The following is a 23,722-nucleotide window of genomic DNA, read 5'->3' on the forward strand; positions in this document are numbered from 1 at the left end:
TGATTCCTTCTTAAGCGACCTTCTTGGCCTTCTCGAACGCTTCGTCGATGCTGCCCACCATGTAGAACGCCTGTTCCGGCAGGTGGTCGGCTTCGCCGTTCACGATCATCTTGAAGCCGCGGATGGTTTCCGACAGCGGCACGTACTTGCCGGGCGAGCCCGTGAACACTTCGGCCACGTGGAAGGGCTGCGACAGGAAACGCTGGATCTTGCGGGCGCGGGCCACGGCGAGCTTGTCGTCGGGCGCCAGTTCGTCCATGCCCAGAATGGCGATGATGTCGCGCAGTTCCTTGTAGCGCTGCAGCGTGCCTTGCACGGCACGGGCCACGTTGTAGTGCTCTTCGCCGACCACGTTCGGGTCGAGCTGGCGCGAGGTCGAGTCCAGCGGATCCACGGCGGGGTAGATACCGAGCGAAGCGATGTCGCGCGACAGCACCACGGTCGAGTCCAGGTGGGCGAAGGTGGTGGCGGGCGACGGGTCGGTCAAGTCGTCAGCGGGAACGTACACGGCCTGGATCGAGGTGATCGAACCGACCTTGGTCGAGGTGATCCGCTCTTGCAGGCGGCCCATTTCCTCGGCCAGCGTCGGCTGGTAGCCCACGGCGGAAGGCATGCGGCCCAGCAGTGCCGACACTTCGGTACCGGCCAGCGTGTAGCGGTAGATGTTGTCGACGAAGAACAGAACGTCGCGGCCTTCGTCGCGGAACGACTCGGCGATGGTCAGGCCGGTCAGCGCCACGCGCAGACGGTTGCCCGGGGGTTCGTTCATCTGGCCGTAGACCATCGACACCTTCGAGTTCGGCAGGTCGTCGAGGTCCACCACCTTGGCGTCCGACATTTCATGATAGAAGTCGTTGCCTTCGCGGGTACGTTCACCCACGCCGGCGAACACCGACAGACCCGAGTGGGCCTTCGCGATGTTGTTGATGAGTTCCATCATGTTCACGGTCTTGCCCACGCCGGCGCCGCCGAACAGGCCCACCTTGCCGCCCTTGGCGAACGGGCACACCAGGTCGATCACCTTGATGCCGGTTTCCAGCAGGTCCTGCGAGGGCGACAGTTCGTCGTACGCGGGGGCCTTGCGGTGGATGGGGGCGGTCAGCTCCTGGCTGACGGGACCGCGCTCGTCGATGGGCGCGCCCAGCACGTCCATGATGCGGCCGAGGGTGGCCTTGCCGACCGGCACCGTGATGGGTGCGCCGGTGTTGGTCACGACGAGGCCGCGGCGCAGGCCGTCCGACGAGCCCAGCGCAATCGTGCGCACCACGCCATCACCGAGCTGTTGTTGCACTTCGAGGGTCAGCGCGCTGCCTTCGAACTTCAAGGCGTCGTACACCTTGGGCATCTGGTCACGCGGGAACTCCACGTCGACCACGGCGCCGATACATTGGACAATTTTTCCTTCAGCCATGGCGTTTCCTTCTGGATGGATTCTCAATAAATTTGCGACAGGTTCTTGCAGAAGCGTCCTGGTGCCAATGCGGGCCGCTTTTGCAAGAATGCCGGCCGGGCCGGCATCCTCGAGGTCAATGACGATGCGTTCGGATCTCTGCGCTCGCCGTGCTCAGCACTTCATCGCCGTGGCTTGCGCGGCGAAAGCGTCCGACGCAGCCTTGCAGGCCTGGCCCAGGGCGGCCTTGTCGGCGCCCATCGAAGCCCAGGTTGCCTTGGTCTGGTCGAGGCTGGCCTTCATTGCGTCGGCGGCGGCACCGCTTTGCGAGGCGACGCAGGCGCTGACCTTCGTCAGGTAGTCGTTGCACTCTTGCGGCAGGTCGGCGGCCGAAGCCGTCGGTGCTGCTGCGGCCGGTGCCGAAGCGGGCGCTGCCGGTGCCGCGGCGGGAGCCGATGCAGCGGGAGCAGGCGCCGGAGCCGGTGCGGCCGCCGGAGCGGGCGCGGGTGCCGGTGCCTCTTCCTTCTTGGAACAGGCGGTCAGAGCGGCAGCCACGGCTACCAGGGCGAGAAGTTTCTTCATTGAGTCGGGTCCCCTTCTTATGAGCTGGGCCGTTGTCACCGGTCCGCGTGCGAACCCGTGGGCAATGTGGCCCTGTGCATTGCCTCGATCAGACGCCCGCCGCCGCGGCCGCGCCCGACACGATTTCCGAAAGCTCCTTCGTGATGCCGGCCTGGCGGGTCTTGTTGTAGACCAGCTTCAGCTCGCTGATCACGTTGCCCGCGTTGTCGGTGGCGGCCTTCATCGCGACCATGCGCGCCGATTGCTCGGACGCCATGTTCTCGGCCACGGCCTGGTAGACCAGCGACTCAACGTAGCGCACCAGCAGCTCGTCGATGACGCTCTGCGCATCGGGCTCGTAGATGTAGTCCCAGGCGTGCTGGCCGCTCTCGACCTGCAGCGTCTCGGAAGCGAGCGGCAGCAGCTGCTCGACCACCGATTCCTGGCGCATCGTGTTGATGAACTTCGTGTAGCACAGGTACACGGCGCTCAGCTTGCCCTCGGCGTACGCGTCGAGCAGGACCTTGACCGGGCCGATCAGCTTGTCGAGGTGCGGCGTGTCTCCCAGCTGGGTGACATGCGACACCACGCGTGCGCCGATCCGGTTGAGGAAGCCCAGGCCCTTGTTGCCGATGGCGACCGCCTCGACCGCGTTGCCGGCCGACTGCTGCTCGCGCAGCTTGGCGGTGACGGCGCGCAGCACGTTGGTGTTCATGCCGCCGCACAGACCCTTGTCGGTCGTGACGACGATGAAGCCCGCGGCCTTGGCCTCGTTCTCCTTCATGAACGCGTGCGTGTACTCCGGATTCGCCTGGCCGAGGTTGGCCGCGATGTTGCGGATCTTCTCGCTGTAGGGGCGGGCGGCGCGCATGCGTTCCTGCGCCTTGCGCATCTTCGACGCGGCCACCATTTCCATGGCCTTGGTGATCTTCTTGGTGTTCTCCACCGATTTGATCTTGCCGCGGATTTCCTTACCAGCTGCCATGAGGATTCCTTTGGGGGTCGATCAGGCGAACGACTTCTTGAACGAGGTGATCGCCGCGTGCAGTTCGGCTTCCGAGTCCTTGTCGATCGCCTTGGCCTGTTCGACCTTGTCGAGCAGGGCCGCGTGGCTGGTCTTGAGGAACTGGTGCAGGCCGTGCTCGAAGGCCAGGACCTTCTTGACGTCGAGATCGTCCATGAAGCCCTTGTTGACCGCGAACAGCGACGCGCTCATCAGCGAGATGGACAGCGGGCTGTACTGGGCCTGCTTCAGCAGTTCGGTCACGCGGGCACCGCGGTCGAGCTGCTTGCGGGTGGCTTCGTCGAGGTCGGAAGCGAACTGCGCGAACGCAGCCAGTTCACGGTACTGCGCGAGGTCGGTACGGATACCGCCCGACAGGCCCTTGATCGCCTTGGTCTGTGCCGACGAACCCACGCGCGACACCGAGATACCGGCGTTGATGGCGGGACGGATACCGGCGTTGAACAGGTTGGTCTCCAGGAAGATCTGGCCGTCGGTGATCGAGATCACGTTGGTCGGCACGAAGGCGGACACGTCGCCGGCCTGCGTTTCGATGATCGGCAGCGCGGTCAGCGAACCGGTCTTGCCCTTGACTTCGCCCTTGGTGAAGGCTTCGACGTAGTCGGCGTTCACGCGGGCCGCGCGCTCGAGCAGGCGGCTGTGGAGATAGAACACGTCGCCGGGGTAGGCTTCGCGGCCCGGCGGGCGGCGCAGCAGCAGCGACACCTGGCGGTAGGCCACGGCCTGCTTCGACAGGTCGTCATAGACGATCAGGGCGTCCTGGCCGCGGTCGCGGAAGTATTCGCCCATCGTGCAGCCCGAGTAGGCCGACACGTACTGCATGGCGGCCGATTCCGACGCCGATGCGGCCACCACGATGGTGTAGTCCATCGCGCCGGCTTGTTCGAGAGCGCGCACCACGTTCTTGATCGACGAAGCCTTCTGGCCGATCGCGACGTAGACGCAGGTCATGTTCTGACCCTTCTGGTTGATGATCGCGTCGATCGCCACGGCGGTCTTGCCGGTCTGGCGGTCGCCGATGATCAGCTCGCGCTGGCCACGGCCGACGGGCACCATCGAGTCGATCGACTTGAGGCCGGTCTGCATCGGCTGGTCGACGGACTTCCGTGCGATCACGCCCGGCGCGACCTTCTCGATCACGTCGGTCATCTTCGCGTTGATCGGACCCTTGCCGTCGATCGGCTGGCCCAGCGCGTTGACCACGCGGCCGATGAGCTCGGGGCCCACCGGCACTTCCAGGATGCGGCCCGTGCACTTGACGGTGTCGCCTTCCGAGATGTGCTCGTACTCGCCCAGAATCACGGCGCCGACGGAATCGCGCTCGAGGTTCAGCGCCAGGCCGTACGACGGGACGCCGTCGGCCGTGGGCGGGAACTCGAGCATTTCGCCCTGCATCGCGTCCGACAGGCCGTGCACGCGCACGATGCCGTCGGTCACCGACACCACGGTGCCCTGGTTACGGATGTCTGCGCTGACGCCAAGCCCTTCGATGCGGCTCTTGATCAGCTCGGAAATTTCTGCGGGATTGAGTTGCATGACTCTTTCCTTCTTTCAATAAATAGGGCTTACCGCGGCGACAGACCGCCTCAGGCGGTGAGCGCTGCTTTCATTTGTTCGAGCCGGGCCTTGACGGACATGTCGAGCACCTCGTCGCCGACCACGGCACGGATGCCGCCGATCAGCTCGGGATCGATCGCGACGCTCGTCTTGAGCTTGCGACCGAAGCGGCGCACGAGCGCCGCCTCGATGTCCTGCAGCGCGGCGCCTTCGATCGGGAAGGCGCTGTAGATCACCGCATCGGACGAACCGCTGCTGGCGTTCTTGAGGGCACGGAACTGGACCGCCACCTCGGGAACGGCCGCGAGGCGGCCGTTGTCGAGGACGGTGCGAAGGAAGTTCGTGCCGAGATCCGGCAGCGGCTGGGACAACAGGCCGGCGACCAGGCCGACGACCTGCTCGGGCGCGACCTTGGGATTGGCCGCGAACTGCATCAGCTGCGGGTTCCCGACGACGGCGGCCAGCTGGTCGATCCAGCCGGCGGTGGCGTCGAGGTTGCCGGCACTGGCCTGGAACAGCGCTTCAGCGTAGGGACGGGCAATGGTCGCGAGTTCGGCCATGTCGTCCTCAGAGCTCGGTCTTCAGGCGCTGGAGCAGGTCGGCATGGACGCCGGCATCGACTTCCTTGCGGAGGATCTGCTCGGCACCCTTGACGGCCAGCGCGGCGACCTGCTCGCGCAGGGCTTCGCGGGCGCGCACGGTCTGCTGCTCGGCCTCGTCGCGGGCAGCCGCGACGATCTTGCTGGCCTCTTCGTTCGCACGGCCCTTGGCTTCTTCGATGATCTGCTGGGCGCGGCGCTCGGCGTCGGCAAGACGGCTGGCGGTCTCGGTGCGAGACGCCGACAGTTCCTGTTCGACGCGCTGGTTGGCGGACTGCAGTTCGGCCTTGGCCTTGTCGGCGGCCGCCAGGCCCGCGGCGATCTTTTGTGCCCGGTCATCCAAAGCCTTCGCGATCGGCGGCCACACGAATCTCATCGTGAACAGCACGAGCAACAGGAAGACGATGGCCTGAACGAACAGGGTCGCGTTGATACTCACGGCAACACCTTTCTAGAGTGGCGTTGAAACCGGATTACTTCGGCAGGGCGGACAGGAAGGGGTTGGCGAACGCGAACAGCAGGGCGATGGCCACGCCGATCAGGAAGGCCGCGTCGATCAGACCGGCCAAGATGAACATCTTGGTCTGCAGGTCGTTCATCAGCTCGGGCTGACGGGCCGACGATTCCAGGAACTTGCCACCCATCAGGGCGATACCGATCGATGCACCGATAGCGCCGAGACCGACGATCAGACCACAGGCGAGGGCAACGAGACCGAGAACGTTGGATGCTTCCATGATGACTCCTTAGATTTAACTGGATGAATGCAAAAGAAAAAGAACGAAAGGGAACCGAGCCTCAGTGGGCCTCATGAGCCTGGCCCAGATAAATGAGCGTCAGCATCATGAAAATGAATGCCTGGAGCGTGATCACCAGAATGTGGAAGATCGCCCAGACAGTACCGGCAATGACGTGGCCCACTGGCAACAGCACTCCCGAGAACGACGCAGCCATCGCACCACCCATGAGCGCGATCAGCATGAAAACGAGTTCGCCCGCGTACATGTTGCCGAACAGCCGCATGCCATGCGACACGGTCTTGGCCACGTACTCGATGATCTGCATGAGCAGGTTGATGATGCCGAGGATCACGGCAAACGCGGGGTTCTTGCTGGTGCCGAACGGCGCGGTCACCAGTTCGTGCGCCCAGCCGCCGGCGCCCTTGATCTTGACGCTGTAGATCAGGCACAGCAGCAGCACGGAGGTCGACAGGCCCAGCGTGGTGGACAGGTCGGCCGTGGGCACGACGCGCATGTACGCATGGTGCGGATCGTGGCCGGCGACTTCGTGCAGCTTCGCCCAGATGGCCGGCAGCAGATCCACCGGCAGCATGTCCATGGCGTTGAGCAGGAAGATCCAGACGAACACCGTGAGCGCGAGCGGCGCGATGAACTTGCGGCTCTTGGCGTTGTGGATGTTGGCCTTGGCCTGGTTGTCCACCATCTCGACCAGGATCTCGACCGCGGCCTGGAAGCGACCCGGCACGCCCGGCGTGGCCTTGCGCGCGGCGAGCCACAGCACGAAGCAGCCCAGCGCGCCGATGACCAGCGCATACAGGATCGAGTCGAGGTTGATGATGTTGAAGTCGACGATCGACTTCTGCACCACGGGATTGAGATTCCAGTCGACCTGCCAATGCTGGAGGTGGTGAACGATGTACTCACTCGCAGTCGGTGCGTGTCCTTCGGCGGCCATCTTCAGCGTCTCTTCTTAAACATCAAATCCGGTTCAACAACCTGGGCCGCACCATGAGCGCGATCCAGTACGTCTTCAGGGCGGCGATCACGCCGGCGACCAGCGCCAGCCAGTTCAGCCCGCCGATCAGCCAGGGCGCCGCGACCAGCATGGCCACGGTCAGCACGATCTTGATCGACTCCCACACAAAAAACCTCAGCATGGCAGCCGACTGTGACACTGCACCCGTTCCGCGCCGTACGCCTCGAACGAACAGTGCCGCCGGAACAGCCACCGCGATCGCCCCGTAGAGCGCCGACACGGCAGCCGAAGGCCGTCCAGTCCACATCCATGCCACCCCCGCCACGATCAATCCCAAGGCCACCTGGGCCCCGATCACCCACCAGGGCGACAGTCCGGGATTTTTCTCGCGCAACCGCCGTGCCTCTTCGGGCGTCAGCGGCTTGAAATCATCTTCTTCGGCCTCCACGTGGGCTTCCGGGGTTCTGGTTGTCATTTGGAATGCGACCCCTCGCCAGCCGAGAATTCTACAAAGCCTCTGATTATAAGGACAAACCCGCCCCGATCCGGACATCTTGGGCGCACAAGCGACACATTGGGGACGGCGCTCATAATTTGCGCCATGCAAGCCCTGCCCGCCACCCTGTGCCACCTCGATGGCGAATACCTCCCGCTGCGCGACGCGAAGATCAGCGTCCTCGATCGCGGCTTCATCTTCGGCGACGGCATCTACGAAGTGATCCCGGCCTACGACGGCCACCTGTTCTGCCTCGACGAGCACCTGGCCCGGCTCGAGCGTTCGCTCGCCGAGGTGCGCATCCCGAACCCGCACGACCGCGAGGGCTGGCGCGCCCTGGCGCAGCGGCTCGTGGACTCGGCCACGGAAGAGGCGACCGTTTCAGTCTACATCCAGGTCACGCGCGGGGTCGCGCCGCGCGACCACGCCATGGTCCAGGGCATCGCGCCCACCGTCTTCGCGATGGTCAACCGGCTCAGCCTGCCGAATGAGGCGGCGCGCACCAACGGAGTGAAATGCGTGACGGCCGACGAGTTCCGCTGGGCCAAGGCGCACATCAAGAGCACCAGCCTGCTGGGCGCGGTGATCGCGCGCCAGATCGGCGTCGACGCGGGCGCGACCGAGACCGTGATGTTCCGCGACGAATGGCTCAGCGAAGCGGCCTCGAGCAACGTCTGGGTGGTCAAGGACGGCACCGTGTACGGCCCGCCGCGCGACAACCTCGTGCTGACCGGCATCCGCTACGGCCTGCTCGAGCGCCTGTGCGCCGAGCGCGGCATCCCGTTCGTGCTGCGGCGCATCGCGCGCGACGAGGTGTTCGCGGCCGACGAGCTGATGATCTCCTCGGCCACCAAGGAGGTGCTGCCCGTGACGCAGCTCGACGACCGGCCCATTGGCAATGGCCGACCCGGCCCCATCTACCAGGGCTTGTACGCGGCCTACCAGGAGGCCAAGCGACGCAACGCACAGGCGCAGCAGCCGCCACGAGGAGTATCCGCATGAGCACCGACCGTCCCGACACGCCCGCCACCGACGCCGTCACCGATCCGCGCAAGGATTCGCTGATCGAGTACCCCTCGCAGTTCCCGATCAAGGTGATGGGCGCGAAGGTCGACGGCTTCGTGCACGCGATCACCCAGATCGCCGAGCGCTTCGACCCGACGTTCGACGCCACCACCGTCGAGCTGCGCGACAGCAAGGCCGGCAACTACCTCGGCGTGACGATCACCGTGACCGCTACCAGCCGCGAGCAGCTCGACGACCTCTACCGCGCCCTGTCCTCGCACCCGATGGTCAAGGTCGTGCTCTGAGCACGGGCGAGCGATGCCGCGTTCCGCGCTGACACGCTGGCGGCACCTCGCGGCCGCGCTGTGCGCGGGCGGCCTGGCGGTGGCCTGCTCCACCGCCCCCAATCCCTACTACGACGCGAGCCGCCCGCACCACCGGCCCGACGGCTTCCAGGACAACTACGTCGAGTTCCAGCCCAAGAACTTCTTCATCGACGTGCTGGTGCGCTGGCAGATCCCGTCGTGGTTCAAGGGCCTGCCGAAGGCGCCCGAGGCGCCGCCGCCGGTGGTGAAGCCCGACCTCGCGCTGCTGCGCGCCAACGCCACGGCGCAGCCGATGCGCCCCACCGCCACCTTCATCGGCCATGCCAGCGTGCTGGTGCAGCTGCCGACCGCGGCCGGCGGCCTCCATGTGCTGACCGATCCGGTGTTCGGCGAACGCGCCTCGCCGGTGTCCTTCGCGGGCCCGAAGCGCTTCCAGCCGCCGGGCCTGGCGTTGGCCGAGCTGCCGCGCATCGACCTGGTGCTGATCAGCCACAACCACTACGACCACCTCGACGAGGCCAGCGTGAAGGCGCTCGCGGCGCAGGCCGGCGGATCGCCGCTGTTCGTGGTGCCGCTGGGCATCGCGCCCTGGCTGGCCGAGCGCGGCATCGCCAACGCGGTCGAGCTCGACTGGTGGGACAGCCTCGAGCTGCCGGCCGGCACGGGCGCCGGCAGCGCCCCGCCGCGGGCTTCGCAGGTGCGCATCCAGCGCAACGGCGCGGGCCTCGCGGCTGCGACGGACGCCACCCAGGTCTTCCTCACGCCCGCCCAGCACTGGAGCGCGCGCGGCCTCGGCGACCGCCTGAAGACGCTGTGGGGCGGCTTCGCCGTGCTGTCGCCGAAGCTGCAGCTCTTCTATTCGGGCGACACCGGCTACTCGCGCGACTTCGCCGACATCCAGGCCCGCTTCGCGCCGCGCCAGGGCCCGAGCCAGGGCGGCGGCTTCGACCTCGCGCTGCTGCCCGTGGGCGCCTACGAGCCGCGCTGGTTCATGAAGGACCAGCACGTGAATCCCGAGGAGAGCGTGCGCATCCACCGCGAACTCGGCGCCAGGCGCAGCCTGGGCGTGCACTGGGGCACCTTCGCGCTGACCGACGAGGCGCTCGACCAGCCGCCGCGCGACCTCGCCGCCGCGCGCCAGGCCCAGGGCGTGGCCGCCGACGACTTCTTCACGCTCGCCATCGGCGAGACCCGTACCCTGCCCGAGCGGCAGCCCCCACGATGAGCACCGACACCGCAGCGCCCCCCATCGCCCTCGACCGGCAAGGCCGTGTCGACTACGCCGCCACCTTCGCCGCGATGAAGCAGTTCACGCTGGAACGCACGCCCGACACGCCCGATGCGCTATGGATTTGCGAGCACGCGCCGGTCTTCACGCAGGGCATCGCGGGCCGCCAGGACCACATCCTCAACCCCGGCGAGATCCCCGTGGTGCAGACCGACCGCGGCGGCCAGGTCACCTTCCACGGCCCGGGCCAGGTGGTGGCCTATCCGCTGATCGACCTGCGCCGCGCGGGCTACTTCGTCAAGGAATACGTCTACCGGCTCGAGGAGGCGGTGCTGCGCACGCTGTCGCATTTCGGCGTCACCGGCCACCGCGTGGCGGGCGCGCCCGGCATCTACGTGCGCCTGGACGACCCGTTCTCGCACGCCGCCCTCACCGGCCCGCGGCCCGAGCACGACCCGTTCCGCGGCCTCGGCAAGATCGCCGCGCTGGGCATCAAGGTCAGCCGCCACGCCACCTACCACGGCGTGGCGCTCAACGTCGCGATGGACCTCGAACCCTTCTCGCGAATCAACCCTTGCGGCTACGCCGGGCTGCAAACGGTCGACCTTTCTACAATCGGCGTCCAATCCACATGGGAAGAAGCCGCCGCCGTGCTGGGCCGCAAGCTCGGTACTTTCCTGGCGCCTTGACGAGAACTCCAATGAGCACCACCGAAGTCGTCCGCGACGCCCAGAGCGCCGAAACCTACAACCCGCTGGCCAAGCAGAAGGCCGCGGCCAAGCTCTCGCGCATCCCCGTCAAGGTGATCCAGCAGGGCGAGGTGCTCAAGAAGCCCGAGTGGATCCGCGTCAAGGCCGGCAGCCCCACCACGCGCTTCTACGAGATCAAGCAGATCCTGCGCGAGAGCAACCTGCACACGGTCTGCGAAGAGGCTTCGTGCCCCAACATCGGCGAATGCTTCGGCAACGGCACCGCCACCTTCATGATCATGGGCGACAAGTGCACGCGGCGCTGCCCCTTCTGCGACGTGGGCCATGGCCGCCCCGATCCGCTCGACAAGGACGAGCCGCTCAACCTCGCGAAGACCATCGCCAAGCTGCGCCTGAAGTACGTGGTGATCACCAGCGTCGACCGCGACGACCTGCGCGACGGCGGCAGCCAGCACTTCGTCGACTGCATCAGGAACATCCGCGAGCTCTCGCCGATGACGCAGATCGAGATCCTGGTGCCCGACTTCCGCGGCCGCGACGACCGCGCGCTCGAGATCCTCAAGGCCGCGCCGCCCGACGTGATGAACCACAACCTCGAGACCGCGCCGCGCCTGTACAAGGAAGCGCGCCCGGGCAGCGACTACCAGTTCAGCCTCAACCTGCTGAAGAAGTTCAAGGCGCTGCACCCCGACGTGCCGACCAAGAGCGGCATCATGGTCGGCCTCGGCGAGACCGACGAGGAGATCCTGCAGGTCATGCGCGACATGCGCGCCCACGACATCGACATGCTGACCATCGGCCAGTACCTGTCGCCGTCGGGCTCGCACCTGCCGGTGCGCCGCTACGTGCATCCCGACACCTTCAAGATGTTCGAGGAAGAGGCCTACAAGATGGGCTTCTCGCACGCGGCCGTGGGCGCGATGGTGCGCTCGAGCTACCACGCGGACCAGCAGGCGCACGCGGCCGGCGTCTGAGCCGAGCGAGCCCCTGCAACGAGCGGCCTCCGGGCCGCTTTTTTCATGGCGCGGCCCGTCGCCTCGGGCTCACCGGGCGCGGGGCATCTTCGCTATCCTGCACGACCGGCAACGACCGAGGACCGACCTTGCAGCAACCCGCTTCCGCTTCTTCCGACGCTTCCTTTCAGGCCCTGATGGAACGCGACTTCGGCGTGATCGCCGACCTGATCCGCTTCCACGCGCACAACACCCCCGAGCGGCCCGCGCTCGCCGATGCCGCGCAGCAACTCGACTACCGCGCGCTCGACGCGCTGATGGACCGCATCGCCGCCAGCTTGCAGCGCGACGGCCTGCGCGCCGGCGACGCAATCGCGGTCTGCGCCGCCTCGTCGGTGAACTACGCGGCCGTGTTCCTGGGCGCGCTGCGCGCGGGCGTGGCGGTGGCGCCGCTGGCCCCGGGTTCCACGCCGGCCAGCCTGGCGCGCATGATCTCGGACGCCGATGCGCGCATCCTCTTCGCCGACGCGGGCGCGGCCGAGGTGATCGGCCCGGCGCAGCCCGGCGGCATCGCGCGCGTGGCGCTCGACGGCTCGGCCATCGGCCGCTCGCTGGCCGACTGGATCGCGCCCGAGGGCGCCACGCCCGAGCCCGCCGACGTGCAGCCCGGCACGGCCTTCAACATCATCTATTCCTCGGGCACCACGGGCGAACCCAAGGGCATCGTGCAGGGCCACGGCATGCGCTGGGCCCATGTGCAGCGCGGTGCCAAGTACGAGTACGACAGCCACACCGTCACGCTGCTGTCGACGCCGCTCTACTCCAACACCACGCTGGTCGTGTTCTTCCCCACGCTGGCCTTCGGCGGCTGCGTGGTGCTGATGCCCAAGTTCGACGCGCTCGGCTACCTGCAGCTGGCCGAACGGCACCGCGTGACCCACACCATGCTGGTGCCGGTGCAGTACCAGCGGCTGATGGCGCATCCGCGCTTCGACGCGCACGACCTCTCGGCCTACCGCTTCAAGTTCAGCACCAGCGCGCCCTTCAATGCCGCGCTCAAGGCCGACGTGCTCGCGCGCTGGCCCGGCGGGCTGATCGAGTTCTACGGCATGACCGAGGGCGGCGGCACCTGCATCCTCGAGGCCCACCTGCATCCGACCAAGCTGCACACCGTGGGCCAGCCGGCACCGGGCAGCGACATCCGGCTGATCGACGAGGAAGGCCGCGAGCTGCCGGCGGGCGACACCGAGGTGGCCGGCGAGGTGGTCGGCCACTCGGCCGGCATGATGACCGGCTACCACCGCCAGCCCGAGAAGACGCGCGAGGCCGAGTGGTTCGACGCGACGGGCAAGCGCTTCATCCGCACCGGCGACGTGGGCCGCTTCGACGCCGACGGCTTCCTCACGCTGTTCGACCGCAAGAAGGACATGATCATCAGCGGCGGCTTCAACATCTACCCGAGCGACCTCGAGGCGGTGCTGCGCGGCCATGCGGCCGTGGCCGACGTGGCGGTGGTCGGCGTGCCCTCCGAGCAATGGGGCGAGACGCCGGTGGCCTTCGTGGTGCGGCGCGAGGGCGATGCCACCCCCGGCGACGCGCTGCTGCAGTGGGCCAATGCCCAGCTCGGCAAGACGCAGCGGCTCGCGGGCCTGGAACTGATCGACGAACTGCCGCGCAGCGCGATCGGCAAGGTGCTCAAGCGCGAGCTGCGAGAACGCGTCCGCGGCTGACGCGCCGCGACCCGAAGACCGGGCAGGATCGCGGCAGATGAAATCCCTGCGCGGTCAACTGGTCTTCTTCTGGGTGCTGCTGCTCGGCATGTGCGCCGCGCTCGCGGTCGTGATGTTCACGCTCTACCGCAGCAGCGCGGGCGCCCAGGTGGCGGCCGGACGCGCCGCCACCGAGCAGTCCTGCCGCGCGATCGCGGCGCGCTACGCCAGGTCGATCGCCACGCCCGCCCCGCCGCGGCCCGAACTCGACCTGCTGCGCGTGCTGCTGCAACTGGTGCTGATCGAGGCGCCGCATGTCGAGGGCGGCGTCTGGCATGCGGTCGACGGCCCACTGGCCTACGCCTATCCGACCTACGAGGGCAGCGGCGTCAAGCGCGACGTGCCCGCGGCCGAGCAGCCGCTGATCGCCCAGCTGGCGCAGCTCGCGGCGCGCACCCGCCAGCCGCAGACCGACGTGGTGCGCGGCAGCCGCGAGGCGCTGATCGTCTCGGCCTGCCCGCTGCCAGCGCCGGCCGACGACCTCGCCGCCTGGACCATGACGCGCACCAACGGCGGCGCGCTCGCGGCCCAGGACAGCCTGCGCACCGGGCTCGGCGTGCTGCTGTTGCTGGTGCTGGCCTCGGGCCTGTGGCTGGGCTCGATCCTGCTGCGCGGGCTGCGCCATGTGCAGCGCCTCGAGAGCCGGCTGGCGCGGGCCGACGCCGATGGCGACGCCATGCCCGAGCTGCCGCGCACCGGCGTGCGCGAGCTCGACCGCATCGTCGACGGCTTCAACCGCTACCGGCTGCGCTTCGAGGAGGCGCGCGCCCACCTGCGCGCGGCCGCGCAGCAGCGCAGCCGCGACCAGCGGCTGGCCGCGCTGGGCCGCATGACGGGCGGCATCGCGCACGAGATCCGCAACCCCATCGCCACCATGCGGCTGAAGGCCGAGAACGCGCTGGCCGCCTCGCCCGAACGGCAGGGCCCGGCGCTGCAGGCCATCGTCGGCCAGATCGACCGGCTCGACGGACTGGTGCAGAGCCTGCTGGCGCTGGTGCAGCCCGTGACGCTGGCCCCGGTGCCGGTGCCGCTCGCGCGCTGGCTCGAGGAGCGGCTGGCGGCCGTGGCGCCGAAGGCCGAGGCCGCGGGCGTGCGGCTCGTACTGCGGCACGAGGCGCCCGACAGCGCCGTGTTCGACCCCGTGCACCTGGCGCGCGCCATCGACAACCTGCTCGACAACGCCGTGCGCCATGCGCCGCGCGGCGGCGAGGTCGTGCTCGCGGCGGTGCAACCCGATGCGCGCACGCTGGCGCTGCGCGTCGACGACGACGGCGCGGGCGTGCCCGAGTCGCTGCAGGCCAGCCTGTTCGAGCCCTTCGCCACCGGTCGCGCCGACGGCACCGGCCTGGGCCTGGCGCTGGCGCGCGAGGTGGCGCTGGCGCATGGCGGCGAGCTGCGCCACCTGCCGCTGGCGCCGGGCACCCGCTTCGAACTGGAGCTTCCATGGCGCACCTCCTGATCGTCGACGACGACGACGCTTTCCGCGACACGCTGGCCGAAACCCTCGAGGGCCTGGGCCATGGCGTGACGGCCGTGGCCGGCGGCGCCGAGGCCCTCGATGCGCTCGCGCGCACGCGCTTCGACGCCGTGTTCCTCGACCACCGCATGCCCGGCATGGACGGTCTGCAGACGCTCTCGGCGCTGCGCGCCCGCGCGGGCCGGCTGCCGCCGGTGATCGTGCTGACCGCGTTCGCGAGCGCGGGCAACACCATCGAGGCGATGCGCCTGGGTGCCTTCGACCACCTGGCCAAGCCGATCGGCCGCGAGGCGGTGCGCGAGGTGCTCGAGCGCGCGCTGCAGCAGCGCACGGCGACCGCGCCCTCGGCCGCACCCGACGACGCGGACGACGCCGAACTGATCGGGCCGAGCGAAGCCATGCGCGAGGTGCACAAGCGCATCGGCCTGGCCGCCGCCAGCGCGATGCCGGTGCTGGTGCTCGGCGAGACGGGCACCGGCAAGGAGATGGTGGCGCGCGCGCTGCACCGCCATTCGGCGCGCGCCGGCGGGCCCTTCGTGGCCATCAACTGCTCGGCCATCCCGAAGGAGCTGCTCGAGAGCGAGCTGTTCGGCCATGTGCGCGGCGCCTTCACGGGCGCCACCGGCGAGCGGCCCGGGTGCTTTCGCGCGGCCGACGGCGGCGTGCTGCTGCTCGACGAGATCGGCGACATGGCGCTCGACGTGCAGGCCAAGATGCTGCGCGCGCTGCAGGAGGGCGAAGTGACGCCGCTGGGCGGGCACCGCACGGTGAAGGTCGACGTGCGCGTGGTCGCCGCGACCCACCGCGACCTGCGCGCGGCCGTGCGCGAGGGGCGCTTCCGCGAGGACCTGCTGTACCGGCTCGACGTGCTGTCGATCCGCCTGCCGCCGCTGCGCGAGCGGCTGGCCGACATCATCCCGCTGGCCGAGCACTTCCTGCGCCGCGCGGTCCCGCGCGATGCGACCGAGCCGCCGAAGTCGCTGTCGGCCGAGGCCGCCCGCCGCCTGCTCGGCCATCCCTGGCCCGGCAACGTGCGCGAGCTGCGCAATGCGATGGAGCGCTGCCAGGCGCTGGTGCGGCACCGCGTGATCGGCGAGGCCGACCTGGCCGCCGCGCTGGGTGCCGCGCCGGCCACCGATGCCGCGCCGGCGCTGCCCGCGGACTGGCTCGAGGCCGAACTGCCGGTGGCCGTCGAAAGGCTGGAGCGGCTGCTGATCGCGCATGCGCTCGCGCAGGCGCAAGGCAACCGGGCCGAGGCCGCGCGCCGGCTCGGCATCCACCGCCAACTGCTCTATCGCAAGCTGACGCAGTACGGCCTCGAATGACGCGGTGTCCGGAAAGCGGACGACCGCTGTCCCCGGATCATCCGGATGCGGCCGCGGCAGCGATCGCAAGTCGTTGATTTCAAAAGGTTTCGGTGCTGGCACGTTGCGTGAGATGTCTTGAGGACATCCACCCGCAAGGAGCCTCCCATGACAGTCCGCCCCCCCTTCATCGCCGCCGCCTTCCTGCTCGCGGGCGGCTCGGCCTTCGCCCAGTTGCCCCCCCCGCCGCCCGGCGCCCCGCTGCCGCCGGGCCCCGCCGCCGCGGCCGCCGCGCCCGAGGCCGGCACGGTCGTCACAGGCCGCGTGCAGCGCTTCCTGCTCAACCCCGGCGGCGAGGCCGACGGCCTGCTGCTGGCCGACGGCACCCAGGTCGCGTTCCCGCCGCACCTGTCGGCCGACGCGATGCAGCTGCTGCGGCCCGGCGACACGGTGCAGGTCGGCGGCTGGCGCGCGCCCGGCGTGCCGGTGCTGCGCATGCGCTCGCTCGAGGCCAACGGCCGCAGCCTGGCCGACACCCCGCCCGCGCCCGGCATGGCGCCGCCGCGGCCGCCGCGCGAACCGGGCGCGCTCGACGCGCTGAGCGCGCAGGGCCGCATCGACCGCCTGCTCTACACCGACCGCGGCGATGTGAACGGCGTGCTGCTGGCCGACCAGACCATCGTGCGCTTCCCGCCGCACGTGGGCGCGATGTACCGCGACCAGCTGCGGCCGGGCGCCGAGCTCCATGCGCGCGGCTGGGGCACGCGCGGCGCGCAGGGCACGGCGCTCGAGGCCACCGGCCTGGGCCCGACGGCGGACACGGTCGCCGAGGTGCTGCGCGGTCCACGTCCGGGCCCGGGCATGGGGCCCGGTCCGCGCCCTGCCCCGCGCGGCCCGGCTTCCTGATCCTCGGCTCGCCCGCCATGACGACCACGCCCGCCCGCCGCAGCCTGCGCGCCCTCGATGCGCTGGCCTTCTTCGCACCCGACATCCAGGGCGGCGTCGGCCCCTTCCTGGTGGTCTTCATGGCCGGCACGCTGGCCTGGGATCCGCAGCGCATCGGCAGCGTGATGTTCGTCTCGGCGCTGGTCGGGCTGGCGGTGCAGGCGCCGGCCGGCGCGCTGATCGACAGCGTGCGCCGCAAGCCGCGCTGGATCGCGGGCGCCATCGCGCTGATCGCGCTGTGCCTGGTGGCGATGGCGCGCTGGCCGACCTATGGCGTGATCCTCGCGGGCCAGTCGCTGATCGGCGCCGCGGGCACGCTGGTCGCGCCCGCCATCGCGGCCACCAGCCTCGGCATGGTGGGCCGCGCCGGCCTCGATGCGCGCATCGGCCGCAATGCCGCGATCACCGCGGCCGGCACGGTGCTGTGGGCGCTGGGCACCGGCTGGGTCGGCCATGCCTTCGGGCCGCGCGCGATGTTTTTCTACGCGGTGGCGATGGCGCTGCCGACCATCGCGGCGGCGCTGCTGATCCGCGACCGCGACGTCGACCCGCGGCTGGCGCGCGGCGCCGACGCGCCGCCCGATGCCGCGAGCGGCACCGTCCGCTGGCACGATCGCCGCCTCGTCGTGCTGCTGGCCTGCGCCTTCCTGTTCCACCTGGCCAATGCCGCGATGCTGACGCTGGTGGCGCAGAAGGTCGGCTCGCGCACCGGCGCCGCGGCCACGCTGTGGCTGTCGGCCGGCGTGATCGTCACGCAGCTGGTGACCATCCCGATCGCGATGGCGGTCGGGCGCTGGGCACCACGGCTCGCGCGCAAGCCGGTGTTCCTGGTCGGCTTCGCGGTGCTGCCGGTGCGCGGGCTGCTCTACCTGCTGGCCGACAGTCCCGCCACGCTGCTCGCGCTGCAGGTGCTCGACGGCATCGGCGCGGGCATCTTCGGCGTGATGCTGACCCTGATGATCGGCGACCTCACGCGCGGCAGCGGCCACTTCAACTTCGCGCTCGGCCTGGGCGCGGCCTGCGTCGGGCTGGGTGCCGCGCTCAGCAACCTGCTGGCGGGCAGCATCGCGCACGCGGCCGGCTACGGCACCGCCTTCGTCGTGCTCGCGGCCATCGCCGCCGCCGCGCTCGCGCTGTTCGCGCTCGCCATGCCCGAAACTCGGGGGCGGCAGGTGCGTGCCGCGCACGCTCCCGCCGCCCGCGCCCCGATCACCGCCGCTCCATGACCAAAGACACCGCCGCGTCCGCCCTGCCCCCCGCCACCGCCGCCACGGACACCAGCTCGCCCCACGAGGGCGGCGGCAACGGCCTGCTCTGGGTGCTGGTGGCGGTGGCCGTGCTGTTCGCCTTCCTGCGGCCGCGCGCGCCGCTCGACTGGCTCAAGCTGATCGACTGGCAGACCGTGGGCGCGCTCGCGGGCCTGCTCGCGATCACGCAGGGCGTGGAGAAGAGCGGCGTGCTGCAGTCGGCCGCGCAGCGCCTGCTGGCGCGCACCACCGACCTGCGCCGGCTCGCGCTGCTGCTCGTGGCCAGCGCCGCCGTGCTGTCGGCGCTGGTCACCAACGACGTCAGCCTGTTCCTGCTGGTGCCGCTCACGCGCGTGCTCGCCACCCAGGCGCACCTGCCGCTGGCACGGCTGGTGGTGCTGGAAGCGCTGGCGGTCAACGCGGGCTCGGCGCTCACGCCGATCGGCAATCCGCAGAACCTCTACCTGTGGCACCGCAGCGGCGAGAGCTTCGCGGGCTTCATGGGGATGATGACGCCCACGGTGGGCGTGATGCTGTTCTGGCTGTTCGCCGCCGTCTGGCTGCTGGTGCCGCGCACCGCGATCGCGCTCAAGCCGGCGGCCGACAGCGCGCCGGTGCAGCCGCGGCTGCTGGCGCTGTCGGGCCTGCTGTTCGTGGGCTTCGTGATCGCGCTCGACCGGCACTGGCTGGCCGCGGGCCTGGCGGTGGTGTTCGGTGCCTACCTGCTGTTCCAGCGCCGCGTGCTGCGCGACGTCGACTGGGCGCTGCTCGCGATCATCGCGCTGATGTTCGTCGACCTGCGCCAGCTCGCCGAGCTGCCCTTCATCGCCGCGCTGATGACGCAATGGCCGATCGCCGAAGGCTGGCGCGCCTACCTGGCGGCGATCGTGAGCTCGCAATTCATCAGCAACGTGCCGGCCACCATCCTGCTCGACCGCTACGTGCACGACCTGCCGGCGCTGGCCGCCGGCGTGAGCGTGGGCGGCTTCGGCTGCGTGCTGGGCTCGCTCGCCAACCTGATCGCGCTGCGGCTCGCGAAGCTGCCCCACGGGCTGCGCGAGTTCCACCGCCTGAGCGTGCCCTTCCTGCTGGTGTGCGCGGCCTCGGCGCTGCTGCTGCGGCTGGGATGACCGCGGCGCGGGCGCGGCCCCGGATGCGTGCACGCGGCACAACATCGCCCGTGTCCGACGGGCGCGCGCGCTTTTTGTGGCTAGAGTGGTGACTCCCGAAGAAAGGAGTCATCGCATGGACAAGAAGAACAACAACGAGGATTTCGAGATCACCCCCAAGCTCGTGTTCGACATGAACCTCGCGCTGTACCTCGACCTGGTCGCGGCGCTCGAGGGCGCGGGCGCCGTCACCTACCGCCAGATGGCGGCGCGCGTGCTCAACATCAGCATGGACGCGCGCGCCGACGGGGAACTCGGACTCTCGACCGCGCTGGAGGGCATCGCGCAGGGCTTCGCGGGCCACGGCGACGGACTGTCGATCGAGCTGCTGAAGGCCGCGCGCGGGCTGCGCGAGGATGACGCGATGGGCGACATTCCGATGCGGCCGGACCTGGGCTGAGCACGAAGCGGCGACGGCCGCTCGCCGGCCCGGGTGCTCACCGGGCCCGGCGCATCCATCTTGCGGATCGCCTTGCCCAGTTACTTGTAGTCCAGCGTGAAGGTCGCGATGCCGTTGGCTTGTCCCGGCGTCACGGCATTGCCGGTCTGGAAGTAGCGCGCGGTATAGGGCAGCAGGTATTCGCCATCCTTCGACGGCCCCACCAGCGCGTCGTCGCCGTACTTCACGGGCACCTTCTTGCCGTCGATGACCTGGATGCCCACCCCGGTCGCGGTGCTCGTACCGCCCTGGGTGATGCGCAGCACGCCCGCGTCGCCGGCCGGGTCGGGCGTGGCGTCCATGCGCAGGTAGACGGTGTTCTGCGTGCCCACGCCCGCGTTGCAGTTGAGCCTGATGTTGAAGTTGCGCTCGGCCGTGGTGGTGCCGCGGCCCTTGAAGTCGCTTTGCGGCACCTTGCCGAACAGCACGGGAATGTTCTTCGAGCCGGTGTCCACGCTGCAGGTCGGCGTGACGATGGTGATGGCGTCGCCGACCACGCGCGTGGTCACCGCCGAGCCGCCACGGTCGCCGGAGTAGGTGGTGTAGATCCCGCTGACCAGCGGACCGCTGCCGGTGACGGGAGCGATCTTGTAGAGCTCGACCACGAAGTCGGCATTCGTGGCAAACGCGCCGAAGACGCCGGACAGCGTGTGGGGGTAGTAGGTGTCGGGGGAATTGCCGATACCTCGTCGAAGCAGCCGGATGCCGATCCCCGGCACGCTGGTGGCGAACACCTTCTCCTTGCCGGACCACTCGGCACCGACCGATGCACGGTTGATCTCGCCACGCAGCGTGCCGGACCCGGTGGAGCAGTCGAAGGGGGTGTTGTTCTTGCCCGCCTCGTAGATGGGGAAACGGGCCTCCTTGATCAGGTAACCCACGGGCCAGGTAGGGTCCACCACGATGCGCCCCACCACCATGTTGATGTCTTTCACGACGTAGCCATTGGCGGTGTTGAGCTGGCAATAGGCACTCGCTTCCTGCGCGGCCACCAGCAGCACGAGCCCCGCGATCAGCGAAGCGCCGCGACGCAACGGGGAAGAGAAGAACGCCTTCATCGCGCCCGACGGATTGCTGCGGGTCATTTCGCCTCTTTCTTCATTGCCTGCGGCTTGAACAGCGCCGCGCTGTCCTGCGAACTGGCGGCGCACTGCCCCGCGAGCTCGCGGATCGGCGGCGGATTGGCCTCCTCGGGCAGGCTGTAGGCCACCGTGCACTGGTCGCTCGCGCCCTGGCCCCAGCGCACCGTGAGATTGCCGCTCTGTCCCGCGCCGGTCACGAAGGCCTGGCCGTCGGGGCCGACGATGCCGACCTCCTGGCCCGCCTCGTTCTCGATCTTCGAACCCAGCGGCAAGGCCCGGCCCTTCGCGTCGCTCAGCGTCATCAGCAGGCGGAAACCCACCGAGGTCTCGAACTTCGCGACCACCACGGCGCCGCGCGTGGGCACCACTTCCATCGCCGCGTTCTTCACCTCGACGGTGTCGCCGAGGTCGCCGGTGCGCAGCGCGAGGCGGTTGAGCCGGTACGGGCTCAGGTTCGGGATGACGGCGTTGCCCGCGCTGTCGGTCGCCACGCCCGGCTGCGACTCGAAGCCCACGCCGCCGGCCTTGGGCGCCTGCACCAGCGCGACGGTCTCGCCCAGCGGCTGCGACAAGGTGACGCCACCGCCATGCGCGAGCAGGCCGCCCGACATGCCGAAGGTGGTCTGGCCATAGCCCTTGCCCTGCGAATGGCCGAGGTCGAAGCGGCCCACGGGCGACAGGTAGCTCGCGCTGGCGCTGCCGCTCGAGCCCTGGCTGTCGATGTTCGAGTGGCCCGCGGTGACGTTGTAGTTGAGCCGGCTGTCCTCGAAGGCGCTGCCGTAGACGCTGGCCTGCTGACTGAGGCGCCCGTCGCTGTCGCGAGTGACCGTGTATTGCGCGCTGGCGCGCGTGTCGCCCAGCGGGATGCTGATCATCACCATGAGCTGCCGGTTGACCGGGCGCGCCGTGCCGGAGCCGAAGGTGTTGATGCCGCCGTTGTTGGTGCTGTAGTTGTAGAAGACGCTGTAGCCGAACTGCTTGTAGTTGCCCGAGTAGCCGATCTGCACCAGCCGGTCCTTGGCAGGCGTGCCCCAGTAGGTCTGCTGGCGCGCCGAGGCGAACACCGAGCCCCAGCTGCCGATCTGCTGCGAGAGTTCGAAGCGCAGCTCGTTGCGGCGGCTGTTGAAGTTGTCGGGCAGCAGCAGGCCCTGCATCTGCGCCGCCTCCTGGAAGGTGCGGTAGCCGCTGGTCGAGTAGCGATAGCCGGCCACGCGGAAGTTGGTGCCCGAGTCGACGAAGGCCTTCGAATAGAGGAAGCGCAGCGACTGGCCGTTATAGGTCTTGTCGAAACGGTCGACGGTGCGCGCGGCCGAGAGGTCGAACGAAACCGCGCCGAAGGCGCGCATGTTCTTGCCCACGCCCACCAGGCCCGACTGGTACTTGCGCGCGGCGATCAGGCCGCCATACACCGAGTACTCGTCGGGCAGGCCGCGCGCCAGGGTCGCTTGCAGGAACACCGGCTCGGCCGGCGCCTGGCTCGGCAGCAGCGGGTTGGTGTTCACGTTGTCGTAGCCGTTGCGGTACTTGCCCACGGTGGCCGAGTAGCGCCAGGTGCCCTCGCGCAGCAGGGTCGGCACGGCCGAGAAGGCCTGGGTGTACCTGGTCTGGCGGCCGTCGGCCTCGGTGATCGTCACCTCGAGGTCGCCGCTCGAGGCGGTGGGATAGAGGTCGTCGAGCACGAACGGCCCGGGCGCCACGAAGGTGCTGTAGACCACGTAGCCGTTCTGCCGCACGGTGACGCGCGCATTGGTCTGGGCGATGCCGCGGATCGTGGGCGCGTAGCCCTGCAGGCTGTCGGGCAGCATGGCGTCGTCGGAGGACACCTGCACGCCGCGGAACGGCAGGCTGTCGAAGAAGTTGCCGGGCGTGTTGCCGTCGCCGATCAGCAGTTGGCCGTTGATCGAGGCCAGGTCGCGCTGCGCGTAGCTGGTGACGCCCTGCCAGCGGCTCTTGCCGTCGAGACCGCGGTTGTAGGTCGAGTAGTGGCGAAAGCGCCAGTCGCCCATGTTGAAGCCCGCGCGCACGCCCGCGAAGAAGGTGTTGCGCTGGAGCGTGTTGCGGTTGCGGTTGAACGGGTCGGCCGCGTCGAAGACGTTGAGCTGCGGGTTGGCCAGCAGGCTGTCGTTGCGGTAGTTGCTGCCGCTGAAGCGCGAGTAGTTGAGCTGGTAGTCCAGCATGAAGGCGGTGATGCCCTTGTCCCACTTCTCGGGACCCACGGCGCCGCGCGCGCTGCGCTTGAGCGCGGCCTGCGGAATGCTCAGGAACAGACGCTGGCGGCCGGCGTCGTAGCTGAGCTTCGATTCGGGAATGGCGCTGGCGAGGTCGATACAGGCCTCGTCGGCGGCGCCGGCGATCGCGGGGAACACGGCGACGTTCACGCCCCAGCCCTCGAGCAGGCCGCGCGTGAGGCAGGCCACCGCGTCGTTCGTGCCTTCCCTGTCCTCGAAGCGGACCTCGCTCTGGCCCACGCCGCGCTCGTTGAGCGAGACGTCGACGGTGTACTTGCCCGCGAGCACGCGGTTGCCGAACGAGAACAGCGAGAGGTCGGCATTCGGCTGGTCGCCGCCGATGCCGAGGAATTCCTCGTTGAAGCTCGAGGCCGCGAGCTGCTGCTTCTGCGGCGCGGGCGTGGCATGGACGCCATGCATGCCGAGTCCCGCGAGCAGCGCGGCGGCGACCGGCGCGCGACGCAGCGCGGGGAAGGTGGGCACGCGGCGGCGCATGG

General features: G+C 69.3%; 23 protein-coding genes. 12 read left to right on the forward strand and 11 right to left on the reverse strand.

Annotated elements, in window-relative coordinates:
- Positions 1–10: 10 nt before the first annotated feature.
- From atpD to KV106_RS32665, 9 genes are all read right to left on the reverse strand, one after another.
- Entirely contained in the window at positions 11–1,411 is a 1,401-nt protein-coding gene (gene atpD, locus KV106_RS32625) for a F0F1 ATP synthase subunit beta (RefSeq protein WP_057593976.1), read from the reverse strand.
- A 153-nt stretch (positions 1,412–1,564) separates the two neighbouring features.
- Positions 1,565–1,972, reverse strand: coding sequence for a hypothetical protein (locus tag KV106_RS32630; RefSeq protein WP_057593977.1), 408 nt, complete (start codon positions 1,970–1,972; stop codon positions 1,565–1,567).
- 88 nt (positions 1,973–2,060) lie between these two features.
- Positions 2,061–2,936, reverse strand: a complete 876-nt coding sequence (gene atpG / locus KV106_RS32635) for a F0F1 ATP synthase subunit gamma (protein WP_057593978.1) — start codon at positions 2,934–2,936, stop codon at positions 2,061–2,063.
- 21 nt (positions 2,937–2,957) lie between these two features.
- A complete protein-coding gene (gene atpA, locus KV106_RS32640; RefSeq protein WP_057593979.1) occupies positions 2,958–4,511 on the reverse strand; it encodes a F0F1 ATP synthase subunit alpha in 1,554 nt (517 codons plus the stop codon).
- Positions 4,512–4,561: 50 nt separating this feature from the next.
- Positions 4,562–5,092, reverse strand: a complete 531-nt coding sequence (locus tag KV106_RS32645; RefSeq protein ID WP_057593980.1) for a F0F1 ATP synthase subunit delta — start codon at positions 5,090–5,092, stop codon at positions 4,562–4,564.
- Positions 5,093–5,099: 7 nt separating this feature from the next.
- A complete protein-coding gene (locus KV106_RS32650; protein WP_057593981.1) occupies positions 5,100–5,570 on the reverse strand; it encodes a F0F1 ATP synthase subunit B in 471 nt (156 codons plus the stop codon).
- A 34-nt stretch (positions 5,571–5,604) separates the two neighbouring features.
- Positions 5,605–5,868, reverse strand: coding sequence for a F0F1 ATP synthase subunit C (gene atpE, locus KV106_RS32655; RefSeq protein ID WP_057593982.1), 264 nt, complete (start codon positions 5,866–5,868; stop codon positions 5,605–5,607).
- Between the two features lie 61 nt (positions 5,869–5,929).
- Positions 5,930–6,826: a F0F1 ATP synthase subunit A gene (gene atpB, locus KV106_RS32660; RefSeq protein WP_057593983.1), complete on the reverse strand. Its 897-nt coding sequence runs from the start codon at positions 6,824–6,826 to the stop codon at positions 5,930–5,932.
- A 22-nt stretch (positions 6,827–6,848) separates the two neighbouring features.
- Positions 6,849–7,322 carry an ATP synthase subunit I gene (locus KV106_RS32665; RefSeq protein ID WP_057593984.1) on the reverse strand — a complete coding sequence of 158 codons (474 nt, stop codon included), beginning with the start codon at positions 7,320–7,322 and terminating at the stop codon, positions 6,849–6,851.
- A gap of 126 nt (positions 7,323–7,448) precedes the next feature.
- Between KV106_RS32665 and KV106_RS32670 the strand changes: the two genes are divergently transcribed.
- From KV106_RS32670 to KV106_RS32725, 12 genes are all read left to right on the forward strand, one after another.
- Positions 7,449–8,345: a D-amino acid aminotransferase gene (locus KV106_RS32670; RefSeq protein WP_261215531.1), complete on the forward strand. Its 897-nt coding sequence runs from the start codon at positions 7,449–7,451 to the stop codon at positions 8,343–8,345.
- On the forward strand, positions 8,342–8,653 hold the full coding sequence (locus tag KV106_RS32675; protein WP_261215533.1) for a YbeD family protein: 312 nt from the start codon (positions 8,342–8,344) through the stop codon (positions 8,651–8,653). Before KV106_RS32670 ends, KV106_RS32675 begins: the two co-directional genes overlap by 4 nt.
- Positions 8,654–8,666: 13 nt before the next feature.
- On the forward strand, positions 8,667–9,899 hold the full coding sequence (locus KV106_RS32680) for an MBL fold metallo-hydrolase (RefSeq protein WP_261215535.1): 1,233 nt from the start codon (positions 8,667–8,669) through the stop codon (positions 9,897–9,899).
- Entirely contained in the window at positions 9,896–10,591 is a 696-nt protein-coding gene (gene lipB, locus KV106_RS32685) for a lipoyl(octanoyl) transferase LipB (RefSeq protein ID WP_057593987.1), read from the forward strand. Before KV106_RS32680 ends, lipB begins: the two co-directional genes overlap by 4 nt.
- A gap of 11 nt (positions 10,592–10,602) precedes the next feature.
- Positions 10,603–11,586 carry a lipoyl synthase gene (gene lipA, locus KV106_RS32690; RefSeq protein WP_057593988.1) on the forward strand — a complete coding sequence of 328 codons (984 nt, stop codon included), beginning with the start codon at positions 10,603–10,605 and terminating at the stop codon, positions 11,584–11,586.
- A 176-nt stretch (positions 11,587–11,762) separates the two neighbouring features.
- Positions 11,763–13,295, forward strand: a complete 1,533-nt coding sequence (locus KV106_RS32695) for a class I adenylate-forming enzyme family protein (protein WP_261215616.1) — start codon at positions 11,763–11,765, stop codon at positions 13,293–13,295.
- A 37-nt stretch (positions 13,296–13,332) separates the two neighbouring features.
- Positions 13,333–14,793 (forward strand): sensor histidine kinase, encoded by a 1,461-nt coding sequence (locus tag KV106_RS32700; protein WP_057593990.1) that lies wholly within the window; start codon positions 13,333–13,335, stop codon positions 14,791–14,793.
- Positions 14,778–16,136 carry a sigma-54-dependent transcriptional regulator gene (locus KV106_RS32705; RefSeq protein WP_261215546.1) on the forward strand — a complete coding sequence of 453 codons (1,359 nt, stop codon included), beginning with the start codon at positions 14,778–14,780 and terminating at the stop codon, positions 16,134–16,136. The genes KV106_RS32700 and KV106_RS32705 overlap by 16 nt, the downstream gene beginning before the upstream one ends.
- Positions 16,137–16,283: 147 nt before the next feature.
- On the forward strand, positions 16,284–17,021 hold the full coding sequence (locus KV106_RS32710; RefSeq protein ID WP_261215548.1) for a hypothetical protein: 738 nt from the start codon (positions 16,284–16,286) through the stop codon (positions 17,019–17,021).
- A gap of 17 nt (positions 17,022–17,038) precedes the next feature.
- Positions 17,039–18,286, forward strand: a complete 1,248-nt coding sequence (locus KV106_RS32715) for an MFS transporter (RefSeq protein WP_261215556.1) — start codon at positions 17,039–17,041, stop codon at positions 18,284–18,286.
- Positions 18,283–19,437 (forward strand): SLC13 family permease, encoded by a 1,155-nt coding sequence (locus KV106_RS32720; RefSeq protein WP_261215557.1) that lies wholly within the window; start codon positions 18,283–18,285, stop codon positions 19,435–19,437. The genes KV106_RS32715 and KV106_RS32720 overlap by 4 nt, the downstream gene beginning before the upstream one ends.
- Positions 19,438–19,552: 115 nt before the next feature.
- Positions 19,553–19,876 carry a hypothetical protein gene (locus tag KV106_RS32725; protein WP_261215558.1) on the forward strand — a complete coding sequence of 108 codons (324 nt, stop codon included), beginning with the start codon at positions 19,553–19,555 and terminating at the stop codon, positions 19,874–19,876.
- Positions 19,877–19,956: 80 nt separating this feature from the next.
- Here KV106_RS32725 and KV106_RS32730 read toward each other — a convergent pair whose 3' ends face one another.
- Complete coding sequence (locus KV106_RS32730; protein WP_057596175.1) at positions 19,957–21,000, reverse strand: fimbrial protein; 1,044 nt, start codon at positions 20,998–21,000, stop codon at positions 19,957–19,959.
- Positions 20,997–23,720 (reverse strand): fimbria/pilus outer membrane usher protein, encoded by a 2,724-nt coding sequence (locus tag KV106_RS32735; RefSeq protein WP_261215560.1) that lies wholly within the window; start codon positions 23,718–23,720, stop codon positions 20,997–20,999. Before KV106_RS32735 ends, KV106_RS32730 begins: the two co-directional genes overlap by 4 nt.
- Positions 23,721–23,722 lie beyond the last annotated feature (2 nt).

Origin of the sequence: Variovorax endophyticus (assembly GCF_025376855.1) — a bacterium.
In the GTDB taxonomy this organism is placed as follows: Bacteria; Pseudomonadota; Gammaproteobacteria; order Burkholderiales; family Burkholderiaceae_C; genus Variovorax.